We start from the raw sequence: 25,637 nt of genomic DNA, 5'->3' as shown, positions 1-25,637 counted from the left end.
CCCCCTCCCTCCCCCTCCCCTGAAATCCATCAGCACCCCCGACTGAGGAGACAACAGACCATGACCGTCGCCGCACGCCGACGCCCCCTCGCCCTCGTGGCCGCCGTCGCCACGGCCGCCGCGGCCCTGGGCGCCACCGCCCTGATCGCCCCGGCCGCCCACGCCGCGGGCGGGCCGCCGCCGATGACGCTGAAGGACGGCACGCTGGGCTGGGGCCTGAAGAAGTCCTTCCGCGACTACGTCGAAGGCGGCTTCGCCAACGGTGCCGTCAGCGTCGCCGACGGCGCGCGGCGGGCCGCCGACGGCTCCTTCGCCTTCACCGACGGCAAGGGCGCGTACGACATGTCCACGCACGCGGTCAGCAGCACCTTCAAGGGCAGCGTGCGCTTCACCGGCCACGACGGGGAACTGGACATCACCTTCGCCGACCTGAAGCTGGCGGGCGACGCCGGCGGCAAGACCGGCCGTATCACCGCCGACGTCACGAAGGACGGCACGACCCAGGACGACGTGCCGATCGCCGCGCTGGACCTGGCGGCGGCGAAGCGCACCATGGGCGCGGGCGGCAAGGTCACCTTCGACGGGATACCCGCGACGCTGACCGCCGAGGGTGCGAAGGTCTTCTCGTACCAGGGCCGTTCCATGTACAAGCAGGGCGCCGAGCTCGACAAGGCGACGTTCACGACGACGGCGGTGACCGACGCGCAGCCGCAGCCCGAGCCGAAGCCGAAGCCCAAGCCGAAGCCGTCGGAGGGCGGCGACGAGAAGAAGGACGCCGGTACGTCGAAGGAGGCCGGTGCGTCGAAGAACGACGGTGCGTCGAAGAACGACGGCGCGGCCAAGGGCGACGGCGCCCCGAAGGGCGACAAGGCTCTCGCCAAGGGCGACGACAAGCCCGTCTCCGGCACCGTCAACGACGGCAGGCTCGACTGGGGCCTGAAGAAGTCCTTCCGCGACTACGTCACCGGCGGGTTCGCCCAGGGCAAGGCCGAGGTCTTCGGCGACGCCACGAAGCTCGCCGACGGCTACCGCTTCACCAAGGCCGGCGGCACGTACGACACGGTCACCAACACGCTCGACGTCGCCTTCAAGGGGGAGGTCCGTTTCACGGGCCACGAGGGACAGCTGGACCTGCGGTTCAGCAACTTCAAGGTCAAGGCGGCCGGCTCCGGCGACGCCACGCTCAGCGCGGACGTGGCCTCCAAGGGCACGGTGACGCTCGCGAAGCTGAAGGTCGACGCGAACGCCCTCAAGGCCCGGAACGGGGTCGTGACCCTGTCCGCCGTACCGGCGACCCTGACCGCCGAGGGCGCGGGCGTCTTCTCGTACCAGGGCCGCGCCATGTACAAGGAAGGCACCGCGCTCGACCCGGTGACCCTCGCCGTCACGGTCGGCGGCAACGCCAAGCTTCCGGCTGCCGCGGCCGGCACTCCCGCCGGCGGGGGCGGGGCCAAGGGTGGCGTGACCGGCGAGGAGGCGTCGCTGGCGGCGACGGGCGCCGGCATGCCCACCGGGGCGCTCCTCGGCGGGGCGGGGGCGCTCGCGCTGGCGGGCGGGGCGGCGGTTTACGCGACGCGGCGGCGGTCGGCGCTCGCGAAGGGCTGACGCCCTTCGCCTGTCCCATGAACAGCCCGCGCCCCCCGGTTACGGTCACCGGGGGGCGCGGGTTTCGTTTTGCGGGTGCGGGCCGTCCGTGGTGTTGTGCCCACCCGTTCCGCCCTGCGGAACGCCTGCCCACAACGCGCTCTACGCGCTCAGCGGGAATTCCTCGCCCAGTTCCCTGAAGACCGCCGTGTTGAGGGCGAACGCGCGCTTGCACTCGTCGACCACTCGCTGCTTCTCCAGGTCGTCCAGCGGCAGGGCGTCGAGCAGCTCGCGGTACTCGCGCTTGAAGGCGGCCGGGTTGGAGATGCCCTCGAAGACGTAGAAGCGGACGCCGTCGCCCTTGCGGGCGAAGCCCCATGTCTTCTCGGCCGTGCCACGGATGATCTGGCCGCCGGAGAGGTCGCCCAGGTAACGCGTGTAGTGGTGGGCGACATAGCCGGCGGGCCAGTCGCGGACGCACTCCTCGATCCGGGCCGCGTACGCCGCCGTCGCGGGCAGGGGCGTGATGCCCGTACGCCACCCGGGGCCGCCGAGGTGGGCCAGATCCCGCTCCAGCTCGGCGGAGCGGCGCAGCTCGGGACGTATGAACGGCCCGACCACGGGGTCGTCGGCGAGGACGTCGGAGGCGGACTCCAAGGCCTGGTACACGAACCAGAGCTGCTCCGTGTAGCGACGGTAGGCGGCCACTCCGAGGCGGCCGCCCAGCATGTCGCTCATGAACGACGAGTTCTCCGCTTCCGTGTGCTGCTCGTGCGAGGCGGTGCGGATGAGCGTGGAGAACGGAGTCGTGGCGGGGGCGTCCAAGGCGGACCTCCGGTGACCGAGGGGACGGGAAGAAGCGGGGAGAAAACAGGCGGCAACGGGTGCGCCGGAGCGCGCGCCGTCACCGCCCATCCTCTCTACTTAGGCTTACCTAAGTCAATTGCTTCCCGACGTGCTGTCGGTAAAAACCTGGTGCCACGCTACGGCAAGGTGAGGATCTCCGCACCCGATTCCGTCACAACGAGCGTGTGCTCGAACTGGGCCGTCCGCTTGCGGTCCTTGGTGACGACCGTCCAGCCGTCCTCCCACATGTCGTACTCGTACGTGCCCAGCGTCAGCATCGGCTCGATGGTGAAGGTCATGCCCGGCTGGATGAGCGTGTCGTGGTGGGGGCTGTCGTAGTGGGGGACGATCAGGCCGGAGTGGAAGGACGAGTTGATGCCGTGCCCGGTGAAGTCGCGCACGACGCCGTAGCCGAAGCGCTTGGCGTACGACTCGATGACACGGCCGATGATGTTGATCCGGCGGCCCGGCTTGACGGCCTTGATCGCCCGGTTCAGCGCCTCGCGCGTGCGCTCGACGAGGAGGCGCGACTCCTCGTCCACGTCGCCGCAGAGGTAGGTGGCGTTGTTGTCGCCGTGCACGCCGTCGATGTAGGCCGTCACGTCGAGATTGACGATGTCGCCGTCGCGCAGCACGGTCGAGTCGGGGATGCCATGGCAGATGACCTCGTTGATCGACGCGCACAGCGACTTGGGGAAGCCGCGGTAGCCGAGCGTGGAGGGGTAGGCGCCGTGGTCGCACATGTACTCGTGCGCGACCCGGTCCAGCTCGTCGGTGGCGACGCCGGGGGCGATGTGCTTGGCCGCCTCCTCCATCGCCCGCGCGGCGATGCCGCCCGCGATCCGCATCTTCTCGATCGTCTCGGCGTCCTGGACCTCGGGACCGCTGTACGGGGTCGGCGCCGGCTTCCCCACGTACTCGGGGCGCGGGATCGAGGCGGGGACGGGGCGGGTGGGGGAGAGTCTCCCCGGGACAAGAAGCGACTGGCCAGACATGTCTGCGAGTGTAGTTGCGATGGAACACACGCTGGAGGAGAGCTGATGGCACTGTTCAAGCGGCGCGCGGCCGGGAAGCCGGGCGAGTGGTACTACTGCCTGGAGCACAGGACGGTCGAGGAGGGGCCGCAGTGCCGGGCGGCGGACCGGATGGGCCCGTACGGCACGCGGGAGGAGGCGTCCCACGCGATGGAGACGGCGCGCGAGCGGAACGAGGCGTGGCGGGAGGATCCACGCTGGAAGGACGAGGACTGAACGACGAGGGCCGGGCGTCCTCCGGCACCGCCGGGCACCTCGCGGTGGCCCGGGCGGGGGCGAAGCCCCTCGCCCTTCGGGGGGCTGGGGGCTTGCCCCCAGGAAACGGTGAAAGGGCGGGACCGGGGCACCCTCGCTCCCGCCGCCCCCGGGGCCACGGGAGCGTGGGGCCCGCCCGGGAGCCCGGCCGGGCCGGGCGTGGTCAGGCCGCTTCCGCCACCGCCCGCGCCTCCGCCTCCGCCGCCTTGCGGCGGCGCATCCGTACCGCGTGCTCGTCCGTCCGCTGGTCGTAGGCCATCAGCTTGGGCAGGGACACCGCCAGCAGGCCCACCGCCGCCACGCACGCCACGCCGCCCGCCCAGACGGACGTACGGACGCCCGTCAGCGTGGCCATGCCGCCCGCGCGGACCTGGCCGAGCTGCGGGCCTACGGAGTAGGACAGCAGCTCGATGCCCGCGAGACGGCCGCGCAGCTCGTCCGGGATGGTCTGGTCCCAGATCGCCGAGCGGAACAGGCCGCTCACCATGTCGCAGCCGCCCGCGACGGCCAGGAAGAACAGCACCAGCCAGATGTTGTGCAGCCACCCCGCCGCGGCCATGGCCGCTCCCCAGCCCGCCGCCGCGAGGACCACCATCCGGCCGTGCCGGTTGATACGGGAGACCCAGCCGCTGGTCAGGCTGACCGCGAGGGAGCCGGCCGCGCCCGCCGCGTACATCAGGCCCAGCGCCCAGGGGGCGTGCAGCTCGTCCGCCAGGAACGGGAAGATCGCGGTGGGCATCGCGAAGAACATCGCCGCCAGGTCCACCGCGTACGTACCGAGCAGTTCCTTGCGGCCCCACGCGTAGCGCGCGCCCTCCGCGATGCCGCGCAGCGACGGCTTCTCGGCGTCGTGCGAGGCGGGGGATGGGGTGAGTCCGGCGAGCAGGACCAGGGAGATCGCGAAGGTGGCGACGTCCAGCGCGTAGGCCAGCTTCAGCCCGGCGAGGGCGATGACGACACCCGCCAGGGAGGGGCCGGCGATGGCCCCGAGCGTCCAGCGCATCGAGTTCAGCGCGATCGCCGCGGGCAGCTGGTCGTGCGCGACGATCCGGGGGACGATCGCGTGCAGCGCCGGGCGCTGGAGTCCGTTGAGCGCGCTGACCAGGCCCGCCACCACGTACAGCGGCCAGATCATGGGATGCGGCAGCAGCGTGTTGAGCAGCAGCACCGCGCTCAGGACGGCGAGCCCCACCTCGGTCCACAGGATCAGCTTGCGGCGGTCGAGGGCGTCGGCGAGCGCGCCGCCGTAGAGGCCGAAGACGATCAGCGGTACGAGCTCGACCGCGCCCACCGCGCCGACCGCGAGGGCGGAACCGGTGAGCTCCTTGAGCTGGAGCGGCACCGCGATGAAGGTCAGGAAGCTGCCGAAGACCGTGATGAGACCCGCCAGCCACATGCGGCGGAAGTCCCGGGAGGAGTGCCAGGGGGAGAGGTCGGGCAGGAGCGCGCGTATCCGGCCGGCGGAGGGGGGCTCCGTAGAGGAGTCTGAGGGAGGGGGATGGTGCTCGGTCACGGGGCACCATGGTCGGGTGCGCCCGGACCCGGAGCAAACCGTTTTTCACCGGCCGCCGACCGCCGTCACACCGCTCACCACCGGTTCGGCGGCGCCGACAACTGGTCCGCCAGCCGCGCCAGCCGGTCGCGGAAGCGGCGCCCCCGCACGCCCGGGACCGGCCCGTTCTCCCCGGCGGCCGCGCTGACGAGGTGCTGCACCGTGTCGAGGTCCAGGCCCGCCGAGTCCGGCACGGCCAGCGCCTCATGGGCGAGCGAGCGCAGGTCCGTGCGCGCCACGGCCGCCGGGCCGCCGTCGGGCGCCGGGCCGCCGTCGGGCGTCCCGTCCAGGGCCAGCACCGTCGCACCGCCGCGCCGGGCGTCGTGCACCCGCTCCAGCAGCCCCTCGCCGGCGCTCCCCTCCGCCACCACCAGCAGCGTCTCCCCGCGCCCCGCCGCCTCCAGCCGGCCCAGCCCGACCGACAGGTGCGCGGGCGCGCCGGGCGGCGGACGGTGCCGGACGAGCGTGGGGGACAGCTCCGTCAGACCGGACCAGGCGGCCTCGTCGTCCAGGTGCGCGGCCAGGTGCCACGGCTCGTAGTCGGCCGTCCCCACCAGCAGCAGCCCCCCGCCGTGCGCCCCGACCGAGCCGCGCAGCGTCCCCGCGAAGCGGCGGGTGTCCCGCAGCCACTCGGTCCCGGCCAGTGCCTCGCGCAGCAGCGCGACCCGTACGGCGTCCATGCGCCGCATCCTGCCCCAACCGCCGGGCAGGAAAGACCGGTTGGCGAATGCCTCACCCGTTCGGGCGCGGGGGTGGTACAGGGGGCCCGGACCGGTCCGGGAGGCGGGACGCGGGCGTGACAGTATCGCCGGCATGACTACTTCTGAAGACGCCAAGAAGGTGCCCGCGAAGGACCCTTGGGACCTTCCCGACGTGTCCGGCCTGGTGGTCGGGGTCCTCGGCGGCACCGGTGACCAGGGCCGCGGCCTCGCCTACCGGCTGGCCAAGGCCGGCCAGCGAGTGATCATCGGCTCCCGTGCGGCCGAGCGCGCCCAGGCCGCGGCGGAGGAGCTGGGCCTGGGGATCGAGGGGCTCGACAACGCCGAGTGCGCCCGGCGCAGCGACATCGTGATCGTCGCGGTGCCGTGGGAGGGCCACGGCAAGACCCTTGAGGCGCTGCGCGAGGACCTCGCGGGCAAGCTCGTCGTCGACTGCGTGAACCCGCTCGGCTTCGACAAGCAGGGTGCCTACGCGCTCAAGCCGGAGGAGGGCAGCGCCGCCCAGCAGGCCGCCGCGCTGCTGCCGGAGTCGCGGGTGACCGCCGCCTTCCACCACCTGTCCGCCGTGCTGCTCTCCGACCCCGAGGTCGCGGAGATCGACACCGATGTGATGGTGCTGGGCGAGAAGCGGGCCGACACGGACATCGTGCAGGCCCTCGCCGGCCGCATCCCCGGGATGCGCGGCGTCTACGCGGGCCGGCTGCGCAACGCCCACCAGGTGGAGTCGCTGGTCGCCAACCTGATCTCCGCCAACCGCCGCTACAAGGCGCACGCGGGCCTGCGCGTCACCGACATCTGACGGGCGGGCGTCACCGACGTCTGATGCCGCCGGGGCATGGGGGACAATGACCGGGATCGTACGCACATGCGCCCCGGACCCGGAGTAGGAGCCGCCCCCATGCCCCGCCTCGCCCTCTACGCCATCGCCGTCTGCGTCCTCTCGGTCGCGGCGGCCGTCGTCTCCTTCGCCCGGGGCAGCTGGCTCGGCATCGTGTGGATCCTGATGCTGGGCGTCTCGTCCAACATCGCCTGGTACTACGTGCGCAAGGCGAAGAACGACAAGGCCGCGGAGGCCGCTGCCGGGCGCTGACCACGCCCGGCGACCGGCCCGGGCCCCCGGGGATCAGCCCAGGTCGAGCGCGTTCAGCGGCGGGATCTCCGGCGTCCCCTGCCAGAAGCGGAACAGCTCCTGGCCCCAGTAGGTGTCCCACTCCGTGATGCCCGCCCTCCGCAGAATCGCGTCGATCATGTCGAAGAACGCGTGGTTGACCTCGGGGATCCACAGGAAGCCGAAGACCGCGAGCAGCCCGAACGGCGCGAACGGCTCCACCTGACGGCGCACCTTCGGCGACAGCCAGGGCTCGATGATCCCGTAGCCGTCCAGCCCCGGCACCGGCAGGAGGTTCAGGATCGTGGCGGTGACCTCCAGCAGGGCCAGGAACGCCAGGGCGTAGCGGAAGTTGTCCGGCACGCCGTCCAGCGCGCCCAGCCAGAACGGGGCGCTGACCACGGCCGCGAAGACGAGGTTCGTCAGCGGGCCGGCCGCGGAGATCAGGCTGTGCTTCCAGCGGCCGCGGATGCGGTGGCGCTCGATGAAGACGGCGCCGCCGGGCAGACCGATCCCGCCCATGATCACGAAGACCACCGGCAGCACGATGCTCAGCAGGGCATGGGTGTACTTGAGCGGGTTGAGGGTGAGATAGCCCTTCGCCCCGATCGTGATGTCACCGCCGTGGAGGGCCGTGCGGGCGTGCGCGTACTCGTGGAGGCACAGCGAGACGATCCAGGCCGAGACGACGAAGAGGAACACCGCGAAGCCCGGCGACGCCGAGTAGTCCGTCCACACCGCCCATATGGAGACCGCCATGATGGCGACAAGGGCGAGGAAGACAGGGCTCACACGCCCTTCGCCGCGGGTCGCTTGCGTTGCCATGCGTGTGCTCCTGAGCTCGTCTGGACTGCGGGAATTGTCCGGGCGTACGAACGTACCGCGCGACCGTACCCGGTGGGCCCGTGGAACGCGTAGTGGCCGACTGCTCGATCATGTACCGGACACGGGACAATGGGCCGGTGCGTTACGGCATCCTCGGCACCACTACGGCCCATACCGACGACGGCAGGCCCCTGGCCCTCGGCGGCGCCCGGCTGCGCGCGCTGCTGGCAGCGCTGGCCCTGCGCCCCGGACGCCCCCAGAGCGTGGCCGCGCTGATCGACGCGGTCTGGGACGGCGAGCCGCCCGCCGACGCGACGGGCGCCCTCCAGGCGCTGGTCGGCCGGCTGCGCCGGGCCGTCGGCCGGGAGGCGGTGGCCTCCACGCCCGGCGGCTACCGGCTGTGCGCCGAGCCCGACGACGTCGATCTCCACCGCTTCGAGCGCCTCGCCGACGAGGGGGAACGGGCGCTCGCCGACGGCGACCCCGCGAAGGCGGCGGTCCTCCTTGACGACGCCCTCGCCCTCTGGCGCGGCCCGGTCCTCGCCGACCTGCCCGGCGCGGCCGCCACGGCCGCCACCCGGCGCGAGGCCCGCCGCCTCGCCGTCCGCCGCGCCCGGCTGGCCGCGGCGGTGGCCCTGGGCGACGCGGCCGGGGCCCTGCCCGCCCTGGCCGAGCTGTGCGCCGAGCACCCCCTGGACGAGCCCCTCCACGCCCTCCGCCTGCGCGCGCTGCGCGCGGCGGGACGGCCGGCGGAGGCGCTCGCGGCGTACGAGGCGGTACGCCGGCACCTGGCCGACCGCCTCGGGACGGAGCCGGGGGCGGAACTGCGGGCGCTGCACGCGGAGCTGCTTTCGGGACCGGGGCCGGGGTCTTCGGTGGAGGCCGGTTCGGCACCGCCGGTCACGAGCGTCGTGGCCGGCCGCCGCGGCGGCGGGGATCCTTCCCCGATCCCGCCCCTTCCCGGAACCGGGGCGCAGCCCCGGACCCCGGGGGCCCACCCCTCGGGGGGTCCGGGGGGCTTGCCCCCCGGGAAACGGGAAGGGGCGGGGCAGGGGCCTTCACCCCGCCGCGACTGGGGGCACCTCCCAGCGGTAGCTGGGGGAGAGCACCCCGCACCGGCGAGCCCGGCGGTGCCGGACACCCCTCCCCGTGGCAACCTCCGCGCCCGCCTCACCTCCTTCGTCGGGCGCGAGGACGACCTCGTCCTCATCCGCGAGGACCTGACGCGGCACCGGCTGGTCACCCTCCTCGGCCCCGGCGGCGCCGGGAAGACCCGGCTGTCGCAGGAGGCGGCGGAGGCGGCTCACGGGCCGTGGCCCGACGGCGTGTGGTTCGCCGAGCTCGCGCCCGTCGAGGATCCGGAGAACGTCCCCGAGGCCGTCCTCACCGCCCTCGGCGCCCGCGAGACCATGGTGCGCGGCACCACCGCCGAGGGGCTGCGGGCGGCCACCGACACCACCGCGCTCGACCCGCTGGCCCGGGTCGCCGAGCACTGCGAGCGGCGCCGGATGCTGCTCGTCCTCGACAACTGCGAGCACGTCGTCGACGCCGCCGCCCGGCTCGCCGAGACGCTCCTCGCCCACTGCCCCGGCGTCACCGTGCTCGCCACCAGCCGGGAACCGCTCGCCGTGCCCGGCGAGCTGGTACGGCCCGTGGAGCCGCTGCCCGACCCCACGGCGCTGCGGCTGCTCGCCGACCGGGGCGCGGCGGCGCGGCCCGGCTTCCGGGTGGAGGACGACCCCGAGGCCTGCGCCGAGATCTGCCGCCGCCTGGACGGCCTGCCGCTCGCCATCGAGCTGGCCGCCGCCCGGCTGCGGCTGCTCACCCCCCGAGGGCTCGCCGACCGTCTCGACGACCGCTTCCGGCTGCTGACCTCCGGCAGCCGGACCGTGCTGCCGCGCCAGCAGACGCTGCGCGCGGTCGTCGACTGGTCGTGGGACCTGCTGGACGAGCCCGAACGGGCCGTGCTGCGCAGGCTGTCCGTCTTCTCCGGCGGCTGCGACCTCGACCTCGCCGAGGAGGTGTGCGCCGACGGCGCCGTCGGCGCGCGGGACGTGGCCGCGCTGCTCGGCTCGCTCGTCGACAAGTCGCTGGTGGTCGCCGCGCCCGCCGCCGACGGCCAGATGCGCTACCGGCTGCTGGAGACCGTCGGCGAATACGCGGGCGAGCGGCTGGACGAGGCCGGCGAGCGGGCGGACACCACGCGCCGGCACCTGGTCGCCTTCCGGGAACTGGCCCGTACCGCCGATCCCTTGCTGCGCGGCCCGGAGCAGCGCGCCTGGCTGGAACGGCTGGAGCTCGAACACGACAACATGCGGACCGCCCTGCGGCACGCCATGGCGGTGCGGGACGAGCAGGAGGCCCTGTGCCTGGTGCTCTCCCTGGGCTGGTTCTGGCAGCTGCGCGACCACCGCGTCGAGGCCCGCAACTGGGCCGAGGCCGCCGCGACCCTGGGCCCGGACCCCTTCGAGGAGCCCGTGGAGCTCGCTCCGCCGCTGTTCGTCTCCTGCACCGAAGCGCCGCCGCCGATGCCGCCGGACCTGCTGATGGAGGCGCGGCGCGGCGTCCGGCTGCTCGCCGTCATCCACAACGACGCCGACCTGCGCGACATCGGCACCCCAGAGGCGCAGCGACGGCTGCACGGGATCATCGAGGCCTACGGTGACGGGCAGCCGCAGAACCTCCGGATGCCCGGGATGATGTGGTTCTTCGCGCTGCTGCTGACCAACGCCGTGGACGACCTGTGCACGGTCGTCGACACCGCCGTGGAGCGCTGCCGCGAGCTCGGCTACTCCTGGGAGCTCGCCACCGCCCTCCAGCTGCGCGCCAAGCTCCTCAACGAGATCCCCGAACGGGCGGCCCTGGGGAGCCGGGACGCCGACGAGAGCCTGGAGATCTTCCGCCGTCTCGGCGATTCCTGGGGTGTCGCCGAGGCGCTGTCGGGACGGGCCGAGGCCCACGAGCGGGCCGGGGCGTTCGCCGCGGCGGCCGACGACTACCGCGAGGCCATCGAGCGCGTCCGGGCGCTGGGCTCGCACGGTCAGGTGCCCCATCTGCGGGCCCGGCTCACCGAAGTGCTCCTGGAGGACGGGGCGATCAGCGCGGAGGAGGGCGAGCGGATGCTCACGGAGGTGCTCGCGCAGAGCGAGCTGTCCCACCCCGACGGGGCGGCCTTCACCCGTGTCCAGCTCGGCATCCGGCTCGCCCGGGCCGGGCGGCTCGCCGAGGCGAGGGAGCACTTCGACGCGATGGCGGAGGAGTTCACGCACCGGGCCCTCCCCCTGTTCGAGTGCATGATGCTGGGGCTGCTGGGCTGGCTCGACACCCTGGAGGGCCGCCCGGCCGACGGCCTGGCCAAGCTCCGCAGGTCGATGGACCTGGTCGACGACCCGCTCGTCGGGCTCGTCGCCTCGCACCTGCCGATGGTCCATATGCAGCAGGCCGCGCTCGCCCACGCCACCCTCGGCGGCGAGGAGGACGCGCGGACGGCGGCCCGGCTCCTGGGCGCCGGTGTGACGCTGCGGCCGGAGGGCCACTTCGTCGTCTCGCAGGAGCGGGAGCTCCGGGAGCAGGTCGCCGGGCTGGCCCGGGCGGTGCTGGGCCCGGAGGCGTACGAGCGCGCGTACGCCGAGGGCGCCCGCCTCTCCCCCACGGAGGCGGCCGCCCTCGTCTGAGCCGGCGGTGGATCCGGGCCGGCAATGCCCGGATCCACCGCCGTGCGAGTCGTATGCATTGCTGTACGAGCCGTATGACGCGACCGGTGGACGCGCCGTCAGGTCTTGCGGCGGAACCTGGACACCGCCAGCGGAGCGGTCACCAGCGTGATCGCCGCCGCCCAGGCCAGCGTCATCCACACCGAGTGGGCCACCGGACCGCCGTTGATCAGATTGCGGGAGGCGTCGGCCAGGTTGGAGAGCGGGTTGTACTTGGTGAAGGACTCCAGCCAGCCCGGCATCTTCTGCGTCGGGGCGAAGATGGAGCTGCCGAACTGCAGGGGCATGAGCACGAGCATGGCGACCCCCTGGACGGCCTGCGCCGTCTTCATGGTCAGACCCAGCAGGATGAATATCCACATCAGCGAGGCGCCGAAGACCATCGCGAGCGCCACGGCCGCCAGCAGGTGGAACACCGAGGTGTGGACCGTCAGGCCGATGGCGAAGCCCATCCCCAGGAGGATCGACGTCGCGACGAGCATCCGGCCGGCCTCGACGACTATCTTCGCGAGGAGGACGGAGGACCGGGCTATCGGCATCGTGCGGAAGCGGTCCATCACCCCCTTCTTGAAGTCGTCGTGGATGCCCGTGCCGACGGCCATGGCGATGTTCATACCCATCATCGCCATCAGGCCCGGCACCAGGTAGTCCACGTACTCCTGCTCGTGGCCCTTGCCGGCGATGTTGCCGCCGAAGACATAGGTGAACAGCAGGATGAAGATGACCGGCATCAGGACGGCGTCGAACATCGACTCCGGGTCCGCCTTGATCTGGAGCAGGTTGCGGCGGGCGAGCGCGCCGATGTGCCGCAGATTGGCCCGCAGGCCGATCCGCCCCTCGCCGGCGGGCGCCGCCGCGGGCGCTTCGATCGTCGCCGCGCTCATACCGCGACCTCCTGGGGCTCGTCGGTACGGGTGGTGTCAGTGGTGCCGGTGGAGTCGAGGGGCTCGGCTCCGAGGGACGTCTTCTGGCCCGTGACGGCCAGGAACACCTCGTCCAGGCTGGGCAGATGGGTGCTGATCCCCGCGATGGCGAAGCCGCGCTCGCCCAGCAGCCCGACCACGGCGGTCAGCTGCTCGTCGCTGACGATCGGGACGTTGACCACGCCCTCCGCCTCGTCGGCGGTCGCGCCGGCGATCCCGGCCAGCCCGGCCAGCTCCACCGCCTCGGCCATCCGCGCCAGCTCGGCGTGGTCGGACGGGCGTATCTGGAGGGTGCGGCCGCCGACCTTGGCCTTGAGCTCGTCGATCCGGCCGCCCGCGATCACCTTGCCCCGGTCGACGACCGTCAGCTCGTCGGCGAGCTGCTCGGCCTCCTCCATGTACTGGGTGGTGAGCAGGACGGTCGCGCCCTCGGCCACCATCCGCCGGACCTCGGTCCACACCTCGTTGCGCGTGCGCGGGTCGAGACCCGTGGTGGGCTCGTCCAGATAGAGGACCGCCGGCTGCCCGATCATGGAGGCGGCCAGGTCGAGCCGGCGGCGCATACCGCCCGAGTAGTGCATGGCGGGGCGCTTGGCGGCCTCCGTGAGCGAGAAGCGCTCCAGCATCTCCTCGGCCCGGCGACGGGCGTCCTTGCGGGAGAGGTCGAGCAGCCGCCCGATCATATAGAGGTTCTCCCAGCCGGAGAGCTTCTCGTCGACCGAGGCGTACTGGCCGGTCAGCCCGATGACCCGGCGCAGCTGCCGGGGCTGGGTCAGCACGTCGTACCCGGCGACCCGGGCGCTGCCCGCGTCCGGCCGGAGCAGCGTGGACAGGCATCTGACGAGCGTGGTCTTGCCGGCGCCGTTGGGGCCGAGGACACCGAGGACGGTGCCCTCGCGTACGTCCAGGTCGACCCCGTCGAGGGCCTTGGTGGCACCGAAGTGCTTGACCAGGCCCCGTACTTCCACCGCGTTGCCGCCGCGGCTGGGGATGTCGTTTCGCGTCATGCCGACCACGGTGCCAGGGGGCACTGACATCGGGCCGACAGCGTGTGGACGGCGCCGGCGGGCCGCCGACAGATCACCGACACGACGCCGACGCCGTCCCTCCGGGGACTAAGCGCTCCGCTGGAAGTCCGGTACGCACCCGCGGGTGCGTCGTGGCTGGTCGCGCAGTTCCCCGCGCCCCTTCGGGGCGCTACCGAACCGCACCGGACTTCGACAGGGCCGCTTAGTGGAAGGAGTGCTCCTCCGCCGGGTACGCCCCGCCGACGACGTCCTCGGCGAATGCCTTTGCCGCGTCGCCGAGCGCCTCGCGCAGCTTCGCGTACTGCTTGACGAAGCGCGGCAGCCGGCCGGGCGTCATGCCGGCCATGTCCGTCCACACCAGGACCTGCGCGTCGCACTCCACGCCCGCGCCGATGCCCACGGTGGGGATGTGGAGGATGCGGGTGACCTCGGCGGCGAGCTCCGCCGGGACCAGCTCCAGGACGACCGCGAAGGCGCCCGCGTCCTGGACGGCCTTGGCGTCGCGCAGCAGCTGCTGGGCCGCCTCCTCGCCGCGGCCCTGGACCGGGTAGCCCCCGTAGGCGTTGACGGACTGCGGGGTGAGGCCGACGTGGGCCATGACCGGGATGCCGGCCTGGACCAGCAGCTCGATCTGGTGGGCCGAACGCTCGCCGCCCTCCAGCTTGACCGCGCCGACCCCGGCCTCCTTCACCAGCCGGGTCGCGTTGCGCAGCGCCTGGACCGGGCCCTCCTGGTACGAGCCGAAGGGCAGGTCGCCGACGATGAGGGCGCGCTTGGTGCCGCGTACGACGGCCGCCGACAGCAGGGTCATCTCGTCCATGGTGACCGGCACCGTGGACTCGTAGCCGAGGTGACAGTTGCCCATGGAGTCGCCGACGAGCATGACGGGTATGCCGGCCTCGTCGAAGACGGAGGCGGTCATCGCGTCGTAGGCGGTGAGCATGGGCCACTTCTCGCCGCGCTCCTTGGCGGCGGCGATGTCACGGACGGTGATGCGCCGGGAACTCGTGCCGCCGTACAGCGCCTTGTTGCTCTTCTGGCTGCTGTCGGGGGTCTTCAAGGCATGCGTCATTGCCGTGGCTCCTGTATTCGTCGTCTCGAGGCGCCCTGACGGCGTCCCCGGATCACCTCCCATGCTGACACGCCCTCTCCGGGGGCGGTAGTGACCCCCCGGGAAACTTCTTGTACGGCACATGTGGTGTGTCACGCCCCGCTCACGGGCGTAAAGACTGCTCAATACGGAACGGGTCCGTCTCGAAATAACCGTAGGGTGTGTGCATGGCAACCCCCGAGGCCGCGCCGTCCCCCTCCCGCCGGGTCCCCGAGGCCGTCCACCGCAGACGCTGGGCGGTCCTGGCCGTGCTGCTGCTCAGCCTGCTCATGGTCGTCCTGGGCAATTCCGTGCTCAACGTGGCGATGAAGACGATCGCCGCACCCGCCCCCACCGGGCTCGGGGCGACCCAGAGCGAGCTGGAGTGGGCCATCAACGCCTACACGCTCGTCTTCGCCGGGATACTGTTCACGGCCGGCCTGCTGGGCGACCGGCTGGGCCGCAAGAAGGTCCTGCTCTTCGGCATGGTGGTGTTCGGCGTCGGCTCCGCCCTCGCCTCCATGGCCGGCTCGCCCGGCGAGCTGATCGCCTACCGGGCGGTGATGGGCTTCGGCGGCGCGTTCGTCATGCCCGCCACCCTCGCGATCATCATGAACGTCTTCGAGCGCGAGGAGCAGCCCAAGGCCATCGGCATCTGGGCGGGCGCGGTCGGGCTGGCCATCGCCATGGGGCCGATCGCGGGCGGCCTGCTGCTGAGCCGGTTCTGGTGGGGCTCGGTCTTCCTGATCAACATCCCGATCGTGGCCGTCGCCCTCGTCGCGATGACGGTCCTGGTCCCCGACTCCAAGGACCCCCGCCCGGGCCGGCTCGACCCGCTCGGTGTGCTGCTGTCCGTCGTCGGGCTCGTCCTGCTGGTGTACGGCATCATCAAGGGCGGCCAGCTCGCCGACTTCACCGTGCCCGAGGTCTACGGCACGGCGGCCGCCGGCCTGCTCGTACTGACCCTGTTCGTGCTCCACGAGCGGCGCAGCGAGCACCCCGCCCTCGACGTGCGCTACTTCCGCAACCCGGCCTTCTCCGCCGCGGTCACCTCGCTGGCGCTGGTCTTCTTCGGCCTGATGGGCGTCACGTTCCTCATGGTCTTCTACCTCCAGAGCGCCCGCGGCTACACCCCGCTGCACAGCGGGCTGCTGATGCTGCCGCTGGCCGCCGCCCAGATGGTCTTCGCGCCGCGCGCCCGGCTGGCCGTTGCCCGCTTCGGGGCCCGGGCGGTGTGCACCGGCGGCATGGTGATGATCGCGATCACCATGGCGGGCTACGTCCTGCTGGACCGGGACGGGCCGGTCTGGCTGATGGAGGTGCTGTTCTTCTGCCAGGGCACCGCGATGGCCCACATCAGCCCGCCCGCCACCGTCTCGATCATGCAGTCGCTGCCCCGGGAGAAGGCCGGCTCCGGCTCCGCCGTGAACAACACGTTCCGGCAGCTCGGTGCCGCGCTCGGGGTGGCCGTCCTCGGCTCGCTCCTCTCCACCGTCTACCGCTCGGGGATGCGCGACCGGCTCGACGCCGTACCCGGCCTGAGCACGGAGGCCCGGCACGCCGCGGGCGAGTCCATCGAGGCCACCCTGGCCGCCGCCCGGCGGCTCAGCCCGGCCGGGCACGAGCTCGTCGGCCCGGCCCGTGACGCCTTCGTGCACGCCATGCACGTCACCGTCCTCGGCGCCGCCGCCGTCGCGCTGCTGGGCGCGCTCGTCGCCGTGCTCTTCCTGCCGTCGGGGCGGCCGGGACGCCCCGGCGGGGGCGCGGCCCGGCCGGGCACCGCGGAGAAGACGGAAGAGGGCGCGGGGGCGGGCCAGTGAGCGCTACGTCCGAGGTGCCCGCGCCGGGGGAGCGGCGCGGGCGGCCGCGCAGCGCCGCCGTCGACCGGGCCGTCATCGAGACCGTGCTGCGGCTGCTGGAGGACGGGGTCACGGTCGCCGAGCTGTCCATGGAGCGGATAGCCCGCGAGGCGGGCGTCGGCAAGGCCACCGTCTACCGGCGCTGGGCGGGCAAGGAGGCGCTGATGCTCGACGTGCTGCGCTCCCTCGACGACAGCGCCCCCGAACTCGCCGGCGGCCCGGCCCGCGACGACCTCGTCGCCCTGCTGGAGTTCCTGCGCCGGCGCGGCCTGGCCAAACGCTCCTCGGCCGTGCTGCGCACGGCCATCGCACAGGTCCGCGCCCACCCCCGGCTGTGGCAGGAGTACCACGACACGGTCGTCGCGGCCCGGCGCCGGGCCTTCCACGAGGTGCTGCGGCGCGGCATGGCGGCGGGGGAGATCCGGGCCGACCTCGACGTCGACCTCCTCACCGACCTCTTCGTCAGCCCCATGCTCTCCCGCGCGATCCTCCACGACTGGCAGGAGCTGCCGGAGGGGCTGGCCGAGCAGATCGTCGACACGGTGCTGGAGGGCGTACGCGCCCGCCCGGCGGACGGTGCGGGCGACCCGCCCGGGCCGTCCGGCCCCGCCGTCCCGGGCCGGAAGTCCTGATTCCGGGGGGTTCCGGGTGGCCTGGGACGTCCTCATGTGCCCGTTCTGTCACAGCATCCCGTGCCGGGCCCGTATCGAGGAACCCGTTGGGACCGGACGGTCGTCCTCCCACCCGACGCCCCGGTCAGGAGCGTTCCGGTCAGCCCCGCGTGCCATGATCACCTATCGTCCGGTACCGGGGGCGAGCAGCAGATGGAGCAGTGAGGACAGCCGATGCCGCAGGCGCACATGGAGGAGACGGGCCTTGAGGGAGCGGGCCCCGCGCGGACCGATTCCGGGGCCCCGGCGCTCCAGAGCCGGCTGGAGCACTGGCGGAGCCAGTGGCGGGGTCCCGGCATCTGGCGGCGCGGCGTCGTGCTCGCCGTGCTCGCCGTCCTGCTCGGCCTGCTGATGCTGATCCACGCCGACCTGCCCAACAAGGTCGGCAACCTCGGCAGCCTCACCGAAACCTTCCTGCCCTGGCTGGGCCTGTTCGTCCCGGTGCTGCTGGTCCTGGCGCTGGTACGCCGCTCGGCGACCGCGCTGATCGCCCTGCTGCTGCCCGCCGTCGCCTGGGTCAACCTCTTCGGCGGGCTGCTGACCGACAAGTCCGGCAAGGGCGGCAACTTCACCGTCGCCACCCACAACGTCAACGCCGAGAACCCCGACCCGGCCGCCACCGCCCGGGCCGTCGCCGCCTCCGGCGCCGACGTCGTGGCCCTGGAGGAGCTCAGCGACGCCTCACGCTACGAGAAGGCGATGGCGGGCGCGTACAAGTACCACTCCGTGCAGGGCACGGTCGGCGTGTGGAGCAAGTACCCGCTGACCGACGCCGGGCCGGTCGACATCAAGATGGGCTGGACCCGCGCGCTGCGCGCCACCGTCGAGACGCCGCAGGGCCCGGTGGCCGTCTACGTCGCCCACCTGCCCTCGGTACGGGTCAAGTTCAACGCCGGCTTCACCGCCGGGCAGCGCGACAACAGCGCCCAGGCGCTCGGCCAGGCCATCGCCCACGAGCCGGTGAAGAAGGTCGTCCTCCTCGGCGACCTCAACGGCACCATGAACGACCGCTCCCTCGCCCCCGTCACCTCCCAGCTCCGCTCGGCCCAGGGCGCGGCCGGCGACGGCTTCGGCTTCAGCTGGCCCGCGAGCTTCCCCATGGCCCGCATCGACCAGATCATGGTCCGCGGCATGGACCCGGTCTCCGCGTGGACCCTCCCCGCGACGCCCAGCGACCACCTGCCGGTGGCGGCCCGCGTCAAGATCTGACGACGTCATCCAGGTCCGCACGGGCCCGTACCCGCGAGTTCACCTCCCGGGTACGGGCCCGTAGCCGTACCCCGTAGGCTGGAAGGCTGCTCCGTACACCTGTCGCACTCCGGTCGCACCCTTTCCGAAAGGCCTCCCATGCCCCTGGCGCTGCTGGCGCTCGCCGTCTCCGCCTTCGGCATAGGAACGACCGAGTTCGTGATGATGGGCCTGCTGCCCAACGTCGCCGACGACCTCGGCACCTCCGTCCCCACCGCCGGCTACCTGGTCTCCGCCTACGCCCTCGGCGTCGTCTTCGGCGCCCCGCTGCTCACCGCGCTCGGCGCGCGGATCCCGCGCAAGCGGATGCTGATCCTGCTCATGGCGGTCTTCACGGTCGGCAACCTCGCCTCCGCCCTGGCCCCGAACTTCGGGCTGCTCGTCGCCGCCCGGGTGCTGGCGGGGCTGCCGCACGGCGCGTTCTTCGGCGTGGGTTCCGTGGTCGCCGCCCGCCTCGCGGGCGAGGGACGGCAGGCCCGGGCCGTCGCCATGATGTTCCTCGGCCTGACGGTCGCCAACATCATCGGCGTCCCGGCGGCCACCCTCCTGGGGCAGCACCTGGGATGGCGCGCCACGTTCCTCGTCGTGGCCGTGATCGGCCTCGCGGCGATGGCCACCCTCACCCGCCTGATCCCCGAGCTGCCGCCCGAGCAGGGCGCGGGCCTGGGCAAGGAGCTGCGCGCCCTGGGCGGCCGCCAGGTGCTGCTGGGCCTGCTGGCCACGGTCTTCGGTTTCGCGGGGGTCTTCGCCGTCTACAGCTACCTGTCCGCGATGGCGGTGGAGGTCACCGGCTTCTCCGAGACCTCGGTCACGTTCGTGCTGGCGCTCTTCGGCACCGGTATGACCCTGGGCGTCCTCGCGGCCGGCCCCCTCACCGACCGTGCCCTGCGCCCCACGCTCTACGGGGCCCTGGCCGGTCTCGCGGCGGTCCTCGTCGTCTTCGACTTCACCGTGCACGTGAAGTGGGCCGCGCTGGTGACGGTCGTCCTGCTCGGCGCCGCCGGCTCCATGACCAGCACCCCGCTCCAGATGCTCATCATGAACAAGGCCAAGGCCGCCCCCACCCTGGCCGCCGCCTCCAACCACTCCGCCTTCAACCTCGCCAACGCGGGTGGGGCCTGGCTCGGCGGCGTCGCCATCGCGGCGGGCTGGGGCTGGACCTCGCCCACGCTGGTGGGCGCCGCCCTGGCCGTGGTGGGACTGGCGATCGCGGTCCTCGCGGGCCGGCTCGACCGGGGCGGCGAGGGGGCCTCGCGGGTGGTCGCGGGCGCACACTTGGAGCATGTGCCGCAGCATCAAGACGCTCAGACCGCCGGTCACGCCCGAGGCGACTGAGGACGACGTCCGCGCCGCCGCCCTCCAGTACGTCCGCAAGGTCTCCGGCTTCCGCGCCCCCGCCGCCCACAACCGGGCCGTCTTCGACGAGGCCGTGGACGCGGTGGCGGAGGCGACGGCCAGGCTGCTGGACGGGCTGGTGGTGCGGGGCGCGAAGTGACGCCCCGGGGCAGCGGACGCTGCCAATTGATTGTCGTGCCACGGATGTTGTCGGGGTTTCCCGGGCCATTCCGGCCGTCATGGTGAATTGCCCGGCCACCGGACGGTAATCGACACCGAATTCGCCCTCGTGGGGCCGCTCATTGATCCCGGTTACGAGGCGGGAATATTTCCAGGCCTTACCTCGCGGTAAGTACCCACTTTTAAGTGCGTGCTTGTGGTGCACCAGCGGCGTCGGCCAATCTGTAAAGCATTCCCCGCAACAAAGCTCCGTTGCGCGGAACTGCATTGCACAGAAATTTCTCTGGAGGGCACAGTTATGGGCGACAACCACGCCCCGGTGACGGTCATCGGTCTCGGCCTGATGGGTCAGGCGCTTGCCGCCGCGTTCCTCAAGGCCGGTCACCGGACGACCGTGTGGAATCGCTCCGCCGAAAAGGCCGACAAGCTCGTCTCGGAGGGCGCGGTCCTCGCGGCCACCCCGGCCGAGGCCGTCGCCGCCGGCGAGCTGCTGGTCGTCTGCGTGTCGACCTACGACAACCTGGACGGCATCCTGGACGGCCTGGACGAGGCCCTCAAGGGCAAGGTCCTGGTCAACCTGACCTCCGGCTCCTCGGACCAGGCCCGCGTGGCCGCCGAGCGCTTCGGCAAGCTGGGCGTCAAGTACCTCGACGGCGTCATCATGACCACCCCGCCCGGTATCGGCGCCGAGACCTCGGTGCTCTTCTACGCCGGTGACGAAGAGGTCTTCAAGGCCCACGAGTCCACCCTGGGCCTGCTCGGCGGCGGCACCACCTACCTCGGCGCCGACTACGGCATGCCGGCGCTCTACGACGTGTCGCTGCTCGGCCTGATGTGGGGCACGTTCAACGCCTTCCTGCACGGCGTGGCCGTCGTCGGCACCGCCGACGTCCCGGCGAAGGCGTACCTGCCGTGGGCGCACATGTGGCTCGACGCCATCAAGATGTTCACGACCGAATACGCCAACCAGATCGACGCGGGCGACGGCGAGTTCCCGGCCAACGACGCCACCCTCGAGACCCACCTCGGGGCCATCAAGCACCTCGTCCACGAGAGCGAGGCGCTGGGCGTGGACGCGGAGCTGCCGAAGTACTCGCAGGACCTGATGGAGAAGATCATCGGGCAGGGGCACGCGAAGAACAGCTACGCGGCGATGATCAAGGCGTTCCGGAAGCCGCAGGCGTAACGCCTCAAGGCCTCACGGTTTTCGGCCGGAGGGCCCACGGCGCGCTGCCGTGGGCCCTCCGGCCGCTGACGCGGATCAGGCCTCGCGCCAGCCGTTGGTGATGGGGAGGCGGCGGTCCTTGCCGAAGCCCTTCGCGGAGATCTTCGTGCCCGGCGGGTACTGGCGGCGCTTGTACTCCGCCGTGTCGACCAGCCGCAGGATGCGGGTGACGAGCTCCGGGTCGTAGCCCGCCGCGACGATGTCGGCGCGGCCCCGGTCGCGGTCGACGTAGAGCTCCAGGATCCGGTCGAGGACGTCGTAGTCCGGGAGGGAGTCGGTGTCCACCTGGCCGGGGCGCAGCTCGGCGCTCGGGGGCTTGGTGATGGAGTTCTCCGGGATCGGCGGGGTCTCGCCGCGCTCGGCCGCCGCCTGGTTGCGCCACTTGGCGAGGCGGAAGATACCGGTCTTGTAGACGTCCTTGATCGGGCCGTACGCGCCGACCGAGTCGCCGTAGAGCGTGGAGTAGCCGCAGGCCAGCTCGGACTTGTTGCCCGGGGCCAGGACGATGTGGCCCTCCTGGTTGGAGACGGCCATCAGCATCGTGCCGCGCAGCCGGGACTGGAGGTTCTCCTCGGCGAGGCCGGTGAGGCCCAGCGAGCCCATGTACGCGTCGAACATCGGGGCGATCGGCACGGTCCGGAAGTGGAGGCCCGTCCGGCGGGCGAGCTCCTCGGCGTCGGCGATCGAGTGGTCGGAGGAGTAGCGGGAGGGCATGGCCACGCCGTACACGTTGTCCGCGCCGACCGCGTCGCAGGCGATGGCGGCGACCAGCGCCGAGTCGATGCCGCCGGACAGACCGATGAGGACGCTGCGGAAGCCGTTCTTCTCCACGTACGCCCGCAGGCCCGTGACCAGCGCCTTGTAGACCTCCTCGTCGTCGCCCAGGTGGGGGGCGAGGCCGCCGGTGAGCTCCGGCTCGTAGGCGGGGAGGGGGTCGGCTCCGATCGTGACGTGCTCGATGCGCAGGCCGTCGTCGACGACGCCCGAGGGGGCCGCCGCCGGGGCGGCCGGCAGGTCCAGGTCGAGGACGAGGCAGGTCTCCTCGAACTGCGGGGCGCGGGCGATGACCTCGCCGTCGCGGTCGACGACGATCGAGTCGCCGTCGAAGACCAGCTCGTCCTGGCCGCCGGTGGTCGCGAGGTAGGCGGTGACGCAGCCGGCCTCCTGGGCGCGCTTGCGCACCAGGTCGAGGCGGGTGTCGTCCTTCTCGCGCTCGTAGGGGGAGGCGTTGATGGAGAGCAGCAGCCCGGCCCCGGCGGAGCGCGCGGCGGGCACGCGGCCGCCCTCCTGCCAGAGGTCCTCGCAGATGGCCAGCGCCACGTCCACACCGTGGACGCGCAGCACCGGCATCGTCTCGCCGGGCACGAAGTAGCGGAACTCGTCGAAGACGCCGTAGTTCGGCAGGTGGTGCTTGGCGTAGGTCAGCACGGCCTCGCCCCGGTGGAGGACGGCGCCGGCGTTGCGCGGGGCCCCGGCGGGGCGGCCCAGCCGCGGCCGGGCCTCCTCGCTGCGGTCCAGATAGCCGACGATCACGGGGAGCTCGCCCAGGCCCTCGGCCTGGAGGCGGGCGGCCAGCGCGCGCAGCGCGTCCCGGCTGGCCGTGACGAAGGAGGAACGCAGGGCGAGGTCCTCGACGGGGTATCCCGTCAGCGCCATCTCGGGAAACGCCACCAGATGGGCGCCCTGCTCGGCGGAGCGCCGGGTCCAGTGGACGATCCGCTCGGCGTTCCCGGCGATGTCGCCGACGCGGGAGTCGATCTGGTTCAGGGCGAGACGAAGTTGAGCCACGCGCCTCAGTGTAATCGTCTGACTGACGCGATGTGGTGTGAGGGCCGCCACGGGGGGCCGGGACGGAAGTGTGTGGATCTGGCCACGGAATGTGATCTTGTGACAAGCTGCGCGATCTGCCCATGGGGTGTCCTGCCGTGGGTTTTCGTGATGTCTTGTCAGCATTGACGCCAAGGAGATCCGTTGAGCACGCAGCCGCCGCCGCAGTGGGGTCCGCAGCCTTCCGGGAACGGCCCCTACCCTCCGGCCGCGCCCGCTCCCCAGGGCGCCCCCGGCCCGTATCAGGGCGGTCAGCCGCAGCAGCCCTATGGCGGGCAGCAGCCTTACGGTGGCCAGCAGCCGTACGGCGGTCAGCAGCAGCCCTACGGCGGTCAGCAGGCGTACGGCGGCCAGTCGCCCTACGGGGACCAGCAGCCCTATGGTGGTCAGCCTCAGCCCTACGGCCGGCAGTCCGGCTACGGCTACCCGCCCGCCGCCCAGCCCCCGGCCCCCTACGGCCAGCCGCAGGGCTCGGCCCACTACGGCCTGGCCATGAAGCGCCGCAACGTCTTCGGCGTCTGGCTGGGCCTGCCGATCATCACCCTCGGGATCTACACCCTGGTCTGGTACTACAAGATCCACAAGGAGATGGCGGAGTTCGACAGCCGTCGCAAGATCAGCCCGGGCGGCAGCCTGCTCACCCTCCTGTTCGGCGGCATCCTGCTGATCCCGCCGTTCGTGTCCATCTACAACACCGGCAGGCGCATAGCCGACGCCCAGCGCGCGGCCGGTCTCCAGCCCAGCTGCAGCGGCGGTCTCGGCCTGCTGCTGATCTTCCTCTTCGGCCTGTGGCCGCTGTACTACCAGAGCGAGCTCAACAAGGTCGTCGACCACTACCGGGGGACCGCGCCCGGCACCCAGGTGCCGCTGGCGGTCTGATCCGGGTGAAGCCGGTGCGCCGGTAGAGGGCGGTAGAGGGGGAGGGCCCGGCGTGGACCCTCCCCTTTTCCGTCTTTCCGCTACGCGCGGTAGCCGAGGACCGTCATCATCCCCGACTCCGCGTGGTAGACGTTGTGGCAGTGGATCATCCACAGCCCCGGGTTGTCCGCGTCGAAGTCGACTTCCAGTCGCTTGCCCGGCAGCACGATGGCCGTGTCCTTGCGCGCCCCGCCGCCCGGCAGCGCGAACGTGTGCCCGTGCAGATGCATGGGGTGCCACATCGTGGTGGCGTTGACGAAGGCGAGCCGGACCCGCTCGCCCGCCGCCACCGGATGGCGGTACGAGGGCGAGTACGTCCGCCCGTTGATCGCCCAGTCGTACTTCGCCATGGAGCCCGTCAGCTTCAGCGTGATCGTGCGGTCCGGCCGGCGTTCCTCGAGCGCGACGCCGCCGGCGGCCTTCAGCCGGTCCGCGGTCAGCGGGGTGCTCTCCAGCTCCCGGGGGCGTACGTCCGCCCCGGGCGCCGAGCCGCCGCCCGTCCGCAGCAGGGCCAGCGCGGTGCGCTTCTTGCCCTCGGCCAGGGCGGTCAGCGGGAAGACGCCGTCCTTGACCTCCACCAGGACGTCATAGCGCTCTCCCATACCGAGCAGGAGCGCGTCCGTCTGTATGTGCTCGACGGGGAAACCATCCGTATGGGTGATGGTCATCCGGTGATCGCCGAGGGCGACGCGGAAGGCGGTGTCACCGCCCGCGTTGATCAGCCGGATCCGGACCCGGTCGCCGGGCTTCGCGGTGAAGGTCTCCGGATTCTCCGGCGTCCGCCCGTTGACCAGGTAGTAGGGGTAGGCGACATCGCCGGCGTCACCGCCGAGGACGTCGCTGGTGGCGCCCATCAGCATCCGGGGCGGTCCGGCGGGGGAGGGGGAGGAGGCGGCGGCCTGGCCTGTGGACGTCATCGACATGTGCGACATACCAGGCATGTCGTGTCCCCCGCCGTGGTCCATGCCGCCCATGTCCATGCCCTTGGCGAGCTCCGCGAGCACCGCGTCCGGAGTGCTGCCGTCGACCCCGTCGACCCAGTCGTCGAGCACGACGACCCACTCCTTGTCGTACGCCAGCGGCTCCTTCGGGTCCTCGACGATCAGCGGCGCGTACAGCCCCCGGTCCTGCTGGGTGCCGGAGTGCGGGTGCAGCCAGTACGTGCCCGGGTGCGCGACCGTGAAGCGGTAGTCGTGCGACGCCCCCGCCGCGACCGGGCGCTGCGTCAGCCCCGGGACGCCGTCCATGTCGTTGCGCAGCGCCAGCCCGTGCCAGTGCACGGACGTGGGCACGGGCAGGTGGTTGGCGAGGGTGAGCGCGAGGGTGTCACCGGCCGTGACACGGACCTCCCGGCCGGGCAGCGCGTCGCCGTACGCCCAGCTCGCGACGGTACGGCCGCCTCCCAGGTCCAGCCGCGCGGGGGTCGCGGTGAGCCGCACCCGGCGGACCGGGCCCGTGCCGCGCCGGGCCTCGGCGGCGGCCACCTCGCGGCCGTCGGGGGAGACGAATCCGGCGGTGTCGGCGGTGTCGGCGGAGGAAGTGGAGGGGGAAGGGCCGTCGCCGGTGCCCTTCGAGCAGGCGGCCAGCAGTCCGCTTCCGGCAGCGGCGATCCCCGCGCCGAGCACGGCGCGGCGGGTGGTTGTGCGCATGGGAGTGCACCTCTGTGGTGTCGGTGGGTGTGCGTGATGACGAGCGCG

General features: G+C 72.5%; 22 protein-coding genes. 12 read left to right on the top strand and 10 right to left on the bottom strand.

Going from position 1 to position 25,637, the window contains the following annotated elements:
* Positions 1–60 precede the first annotated feature (60 nt).
* On the top strand, positions 61–1,605 hold the full coding sequence (locus tag ACFYZR_RS02035) for an HtaA domain-containing protein (protein WP_391903588.1): 1,545 nt from the start codon (positions 61–63) through the stop codon (positions 1,603–1,605).
* Between the two features lie 141 nt (positions 1,606–1,746).
* Here ACFYZR_RS02035 and ACFYZR_RS02030 read toward each other — a convergent pair whose 3' ends face one another.
* Together ACFYZR_RS02030 and map are read right to left on the bottom strand one after the other, a co-directional pair.
* The gene (locus ACFYZR_RS02030) at positions 1,747–2,409 is read right to left on the bottom strand and encodes a heme oxygenase (biliverdin-producing) (RefSeq protein ID WP_391903586.1); all 663 of its coding nucleotides are present in this window, start codon (positions 2,407–2,409) and stop codon (positions 1,747–1,749) included.
* A gap of 158 nt (positions 2,410–2,567) precedes the next feature.
* Complete coding sequence (gene map / locus ACFYZR_RS02025; protein WP_391903583.1) at positions 2,568–3,425, bottom strand: type I methionyl aminopeptidase; 858 nt, start codon at positions 3,423–3,425, stop codon at positions 2,568–2,570.
* Positions 3,426–3,470: 45 nt separating this feature from the next.
* Between map and ACFYZR_RS02020 the strand changes: the two genes are divergently transcribed.
* Complete coding sequence (locus ACFYZR_RS02020; RefSeq protein ID WP_391903579.1) at positions 3,471–3,680, top strand: hypothetical protein; 210 nt, start codon at positions 3,471–3,473, stop codon at positions 3,678–3,680.
* Between the two features lie 202 nt (positions 3,681–3,882).
* Here ACFYZR_RS02020 and ACFYZR_RS02015 read toward each other — a convergent pair whose 3' ends face one another.
* A complete protein-coding gene (locus tag ACFYZR_RS02015) occupies positions 3,883–5,232 on the bottom strand; it encodes an MFS transporter (protein ID WP_391903576.1) in 1,350 nt (449 codons plus the stop codon).
* A gap of 74 nt (positions 5,233–5,306) precedes the next feature.
* Positions 5,307–5,951, bottom strand: coding sequence for a hypothetical protein (locus ACFYZR_RS02010; RefSeq protein ID WP_391903574.1), 645 nt, complete (start codon positions 5,949–5,951; stop codon positions 5,307–5,309).
* A gap of 133 nt (positions 5,952–6,084) precedes the next feature.
* Between ACFYZR_RS02010 and npdG the strand changes: the two genes are divergently transcribed.
* Positions 6,085–6,789: an NADPH-dependent F420 reductase gene (npdG, locus tag ACFYZR_RS02005; protein ID WP_391903571.1), complete on the top strand. Its 705-nt coding sequence runs from the start codon at positions 6,085–6,087 to the stop codon at positions 6,787–6,789.
* Between the two features lie 99 nt (positions 6,790–6,888).
* Positions 6,889–7,080 carry a hypothetical protein gene (locus ACFYZR_RS02000; protein ID WP_391903568.1) on the top strand — a complete coding sequence of 64 codons (192 nt, stop codon included), beginning with the start codon at positions 6,889–6,891 and terminating at the stop codon, positions 7,078–7,080.
* Positions 7,081–7,113: 33 nt separating this feature from the next.
* Here ACFYZR_RS02000 and ACFYZR_RS01995 read toward each other — a convergent pair whose 3' ends face one another.
* Complete coding sequence (locus ACFYZR_RS01995; RefSeq protein ID WP_311613555.1) at positions 7,114–7,923, bottom strand: site-2 protease family protein; 810 nt, start codon at positions 7,921–7,923, stop codon at positions 7,114–7,116.
* A gap of 110 nt (positions 7,924–8,033) precedes the next feature.
* On the opposite strand from ACFYZR_RS01995, the gene ACFYZR_RS01990 reads away from it, so the two are divergent.
* Complete coding sequence (locus ACFYZR_RS01990; protein WP_391904342.1) at positions 8,034–11,597, top strand: BTAD domain-containing putative transcriptional regulator; 3,564 nt, start codon at positions 8,034–8,036, stop codon at positions 11,595–11,597.
* A 98-nt stretch (positions 11,598–11,695) separates the two neighbouring features.
* Here ACFYZR_RS01990 and ACFYZR_RS01985 read toward each other — a convergent pair whose 3' ends face one another.
* The 3 genes from ACFYZR_RS01985 to panB form a co-directional block, all read right to left on the bottom strand.
* Complete coding sequence (locus ACFYZR_RS01985; RefSeq protein WP_391903564.1) at positions 11,696–12,520, bottom strand: ABC transporter permease; 825 nt, start codon at positions 12,518–12,520, stop codon at positions 11,696–11,698.
* Complete coding sequence (locus ACFYZR_RS01980; protein WP_391903561.1) at positions 12,517–13,566, bottom strand: ATP-binding cassette domain-containing protein; 1,050 nt, start codon at positions 13,564–13,566, stop codon at positions 12,517–12,519. The genes ACFYZR_RS01985 and ACFYZR_RS01980 overlap by 4 nt, the downstream gene beginning before the upstream one ends.
* Positions 13,567–13,789: 223 nt before the next feature.
* A complete protein-coding gene (gene panB / locus ACFYZR_RS01975) occupies positions 13,790–14,659 on the bottom strand; it encodes a 3-methyl-2-oxobutanoate hydroxymethyltransferase (RefSeq protein WP_391903557.1) in 870 nt (289 codons plus the stop codon).
* 206 nt (positions 14,660–14,865) lie between these two features.
* Between panB and ACFYZR_RS01970 the strand changes: the two genes are divergently transcribed.
* From ACFYZR_RS01970 to ACFYZR_RS01945, 6 genes are all read left to right on the top strand, one after another.
* On the top strand, positions 14,866–16,497 hold the full coding sequence (locus ACFYZR_RS01970; protein ID WP_391903554.1) for an MFS transporter: 1,632 nt from the start codon (positions 14,866–14,868) through the stop codon (positions 16,495–16,497).
* Complete coding sequence (locus ACFYZR_RS01965; RefSeq protein ID WP_391903551.1) at positions 16,494–17,168, top strand: TetR/AcrR family transcriptional regulator C-terminal ligand-binding domain-containing protein; 675 nt, start codon at positions 16,494–16,496, stop codon at positions 17,166–17,168. Before ACFYZR_RS01970 ends, ACFYZR_RS01965 begins: the two co-directional genes overlap by 4 nt.
* Before the next feature lie 213 nt (positions 17,169–17,381).
* On the top strand, positions 17,382–18,416 hold the full coding sequence (locus ACFYZR_RS01960) for an endonuclease/exonuclease/phosphatase family protein (RefSeq protein WP_391903548.1): 1,035 nt from the start codon (positions 17,382–17,384) through the stop codon (positions 18,414–18,416).
* Between the two features lie 138 nt (positions 18,417–18,554).
* Positions 18,555–19,790, top strand: coding sequence for an MFS transporter (locus ACFYZR_RS01955; protein WP_391903545.1), 1,236 nt, complete (start codon positions 18,555–18,557; stop codon positions 19,788–19,790).
* Positions 19,738–19,950 (top strand): DUF2277 domain-containing protein, encoded by a 213-nt coding sequence (locus ACFYZR_RS01950; protein WP_391903542.1) that lies wholly within the window; start codon positions 19,738–19,740, stop codon positions 19,948–19,950. Before ACFYZR_RS01955 ends, ACFYZR_RS01950 begins: the two co-directional genes overlap by 53 nt.
* Before the next feature lie 318 nt (positions 19,951–20,268).
* Positions 20,269–21,156 (top strand): NAD(P)-dependent oxidoreductase, encoded by an 888-nt coding sequence (locus ACFYZR_RS01945; RefSeq protein WP_391903539.1) that lies wholly within the window; start codon positions 20,269–20,271, stop codon positions 21,154–21,156.
* 75 nt (positions 21,157–21,231) lie between these two features.
* Here ACFYZR_RS01945 and ACFYZR_RS01940 read toward each other — a convergent pair whose 3' ends face one another.
* Positions 21,232–22,983, bottom strand: coding sequence for an NAD+ synthase (locus ACFYZR_RS01940; protein ID WP_391903536.1), 1,752 nt, complete (start codon positions 22,981–22,983; stop codon positions 21,232–21,234).
* Positions 22,984–23,166: 183 nt separating this feature from the next.
* On the opposite strand from ACFYZR_RS01940, the gene ACFYZR_RS01935 reads away from it, so the two are divergent.
* Complete coding sequence (locus ACFYZR_RS01935; RefSeq protein ID WP_391903533.1) at positions 23,167–23,901, top strand: DUF4234 domain-containing protein; 735 nt, start codon at positions 23,167–23,169, stop codon at positions 23,899–23,901.
* A gap of 80 nt (positions 23,902–23,981) precedes the next feature.
* On the opposite strand, the gene ACFYZR_RS01930 is transcribed toward ACFYZR_RS01935, so the two are convergent.
* On the bottom strand, positions 23,982–25,589 hold the full coding sequence (locus tag ACFYZR_RS01930) for a multicopper oxidase family protein (RefSeq protein WP_391903530.1): 1,608 nt from the start codon (positions 25,587–25,589) through the stop codon (positions 23,982–23,984).
* Positions 25,590–25,637 lie beyond the last annotated feature (48 nt).

It is taken from the genome of Streptomyces sp. NPDC001678, from assembly GCF_042892945.1.
GTDB lineage: Bacteria > Actinomycetota > Actinomycetes > Streptomycetales > Streptomycetaceae > Streptomyces.
The sequence above is the reverse complement of the archived record's forward strand: the minus strand, read 5'-3'. Positions and strand labels throughout refer to the sequence as shown.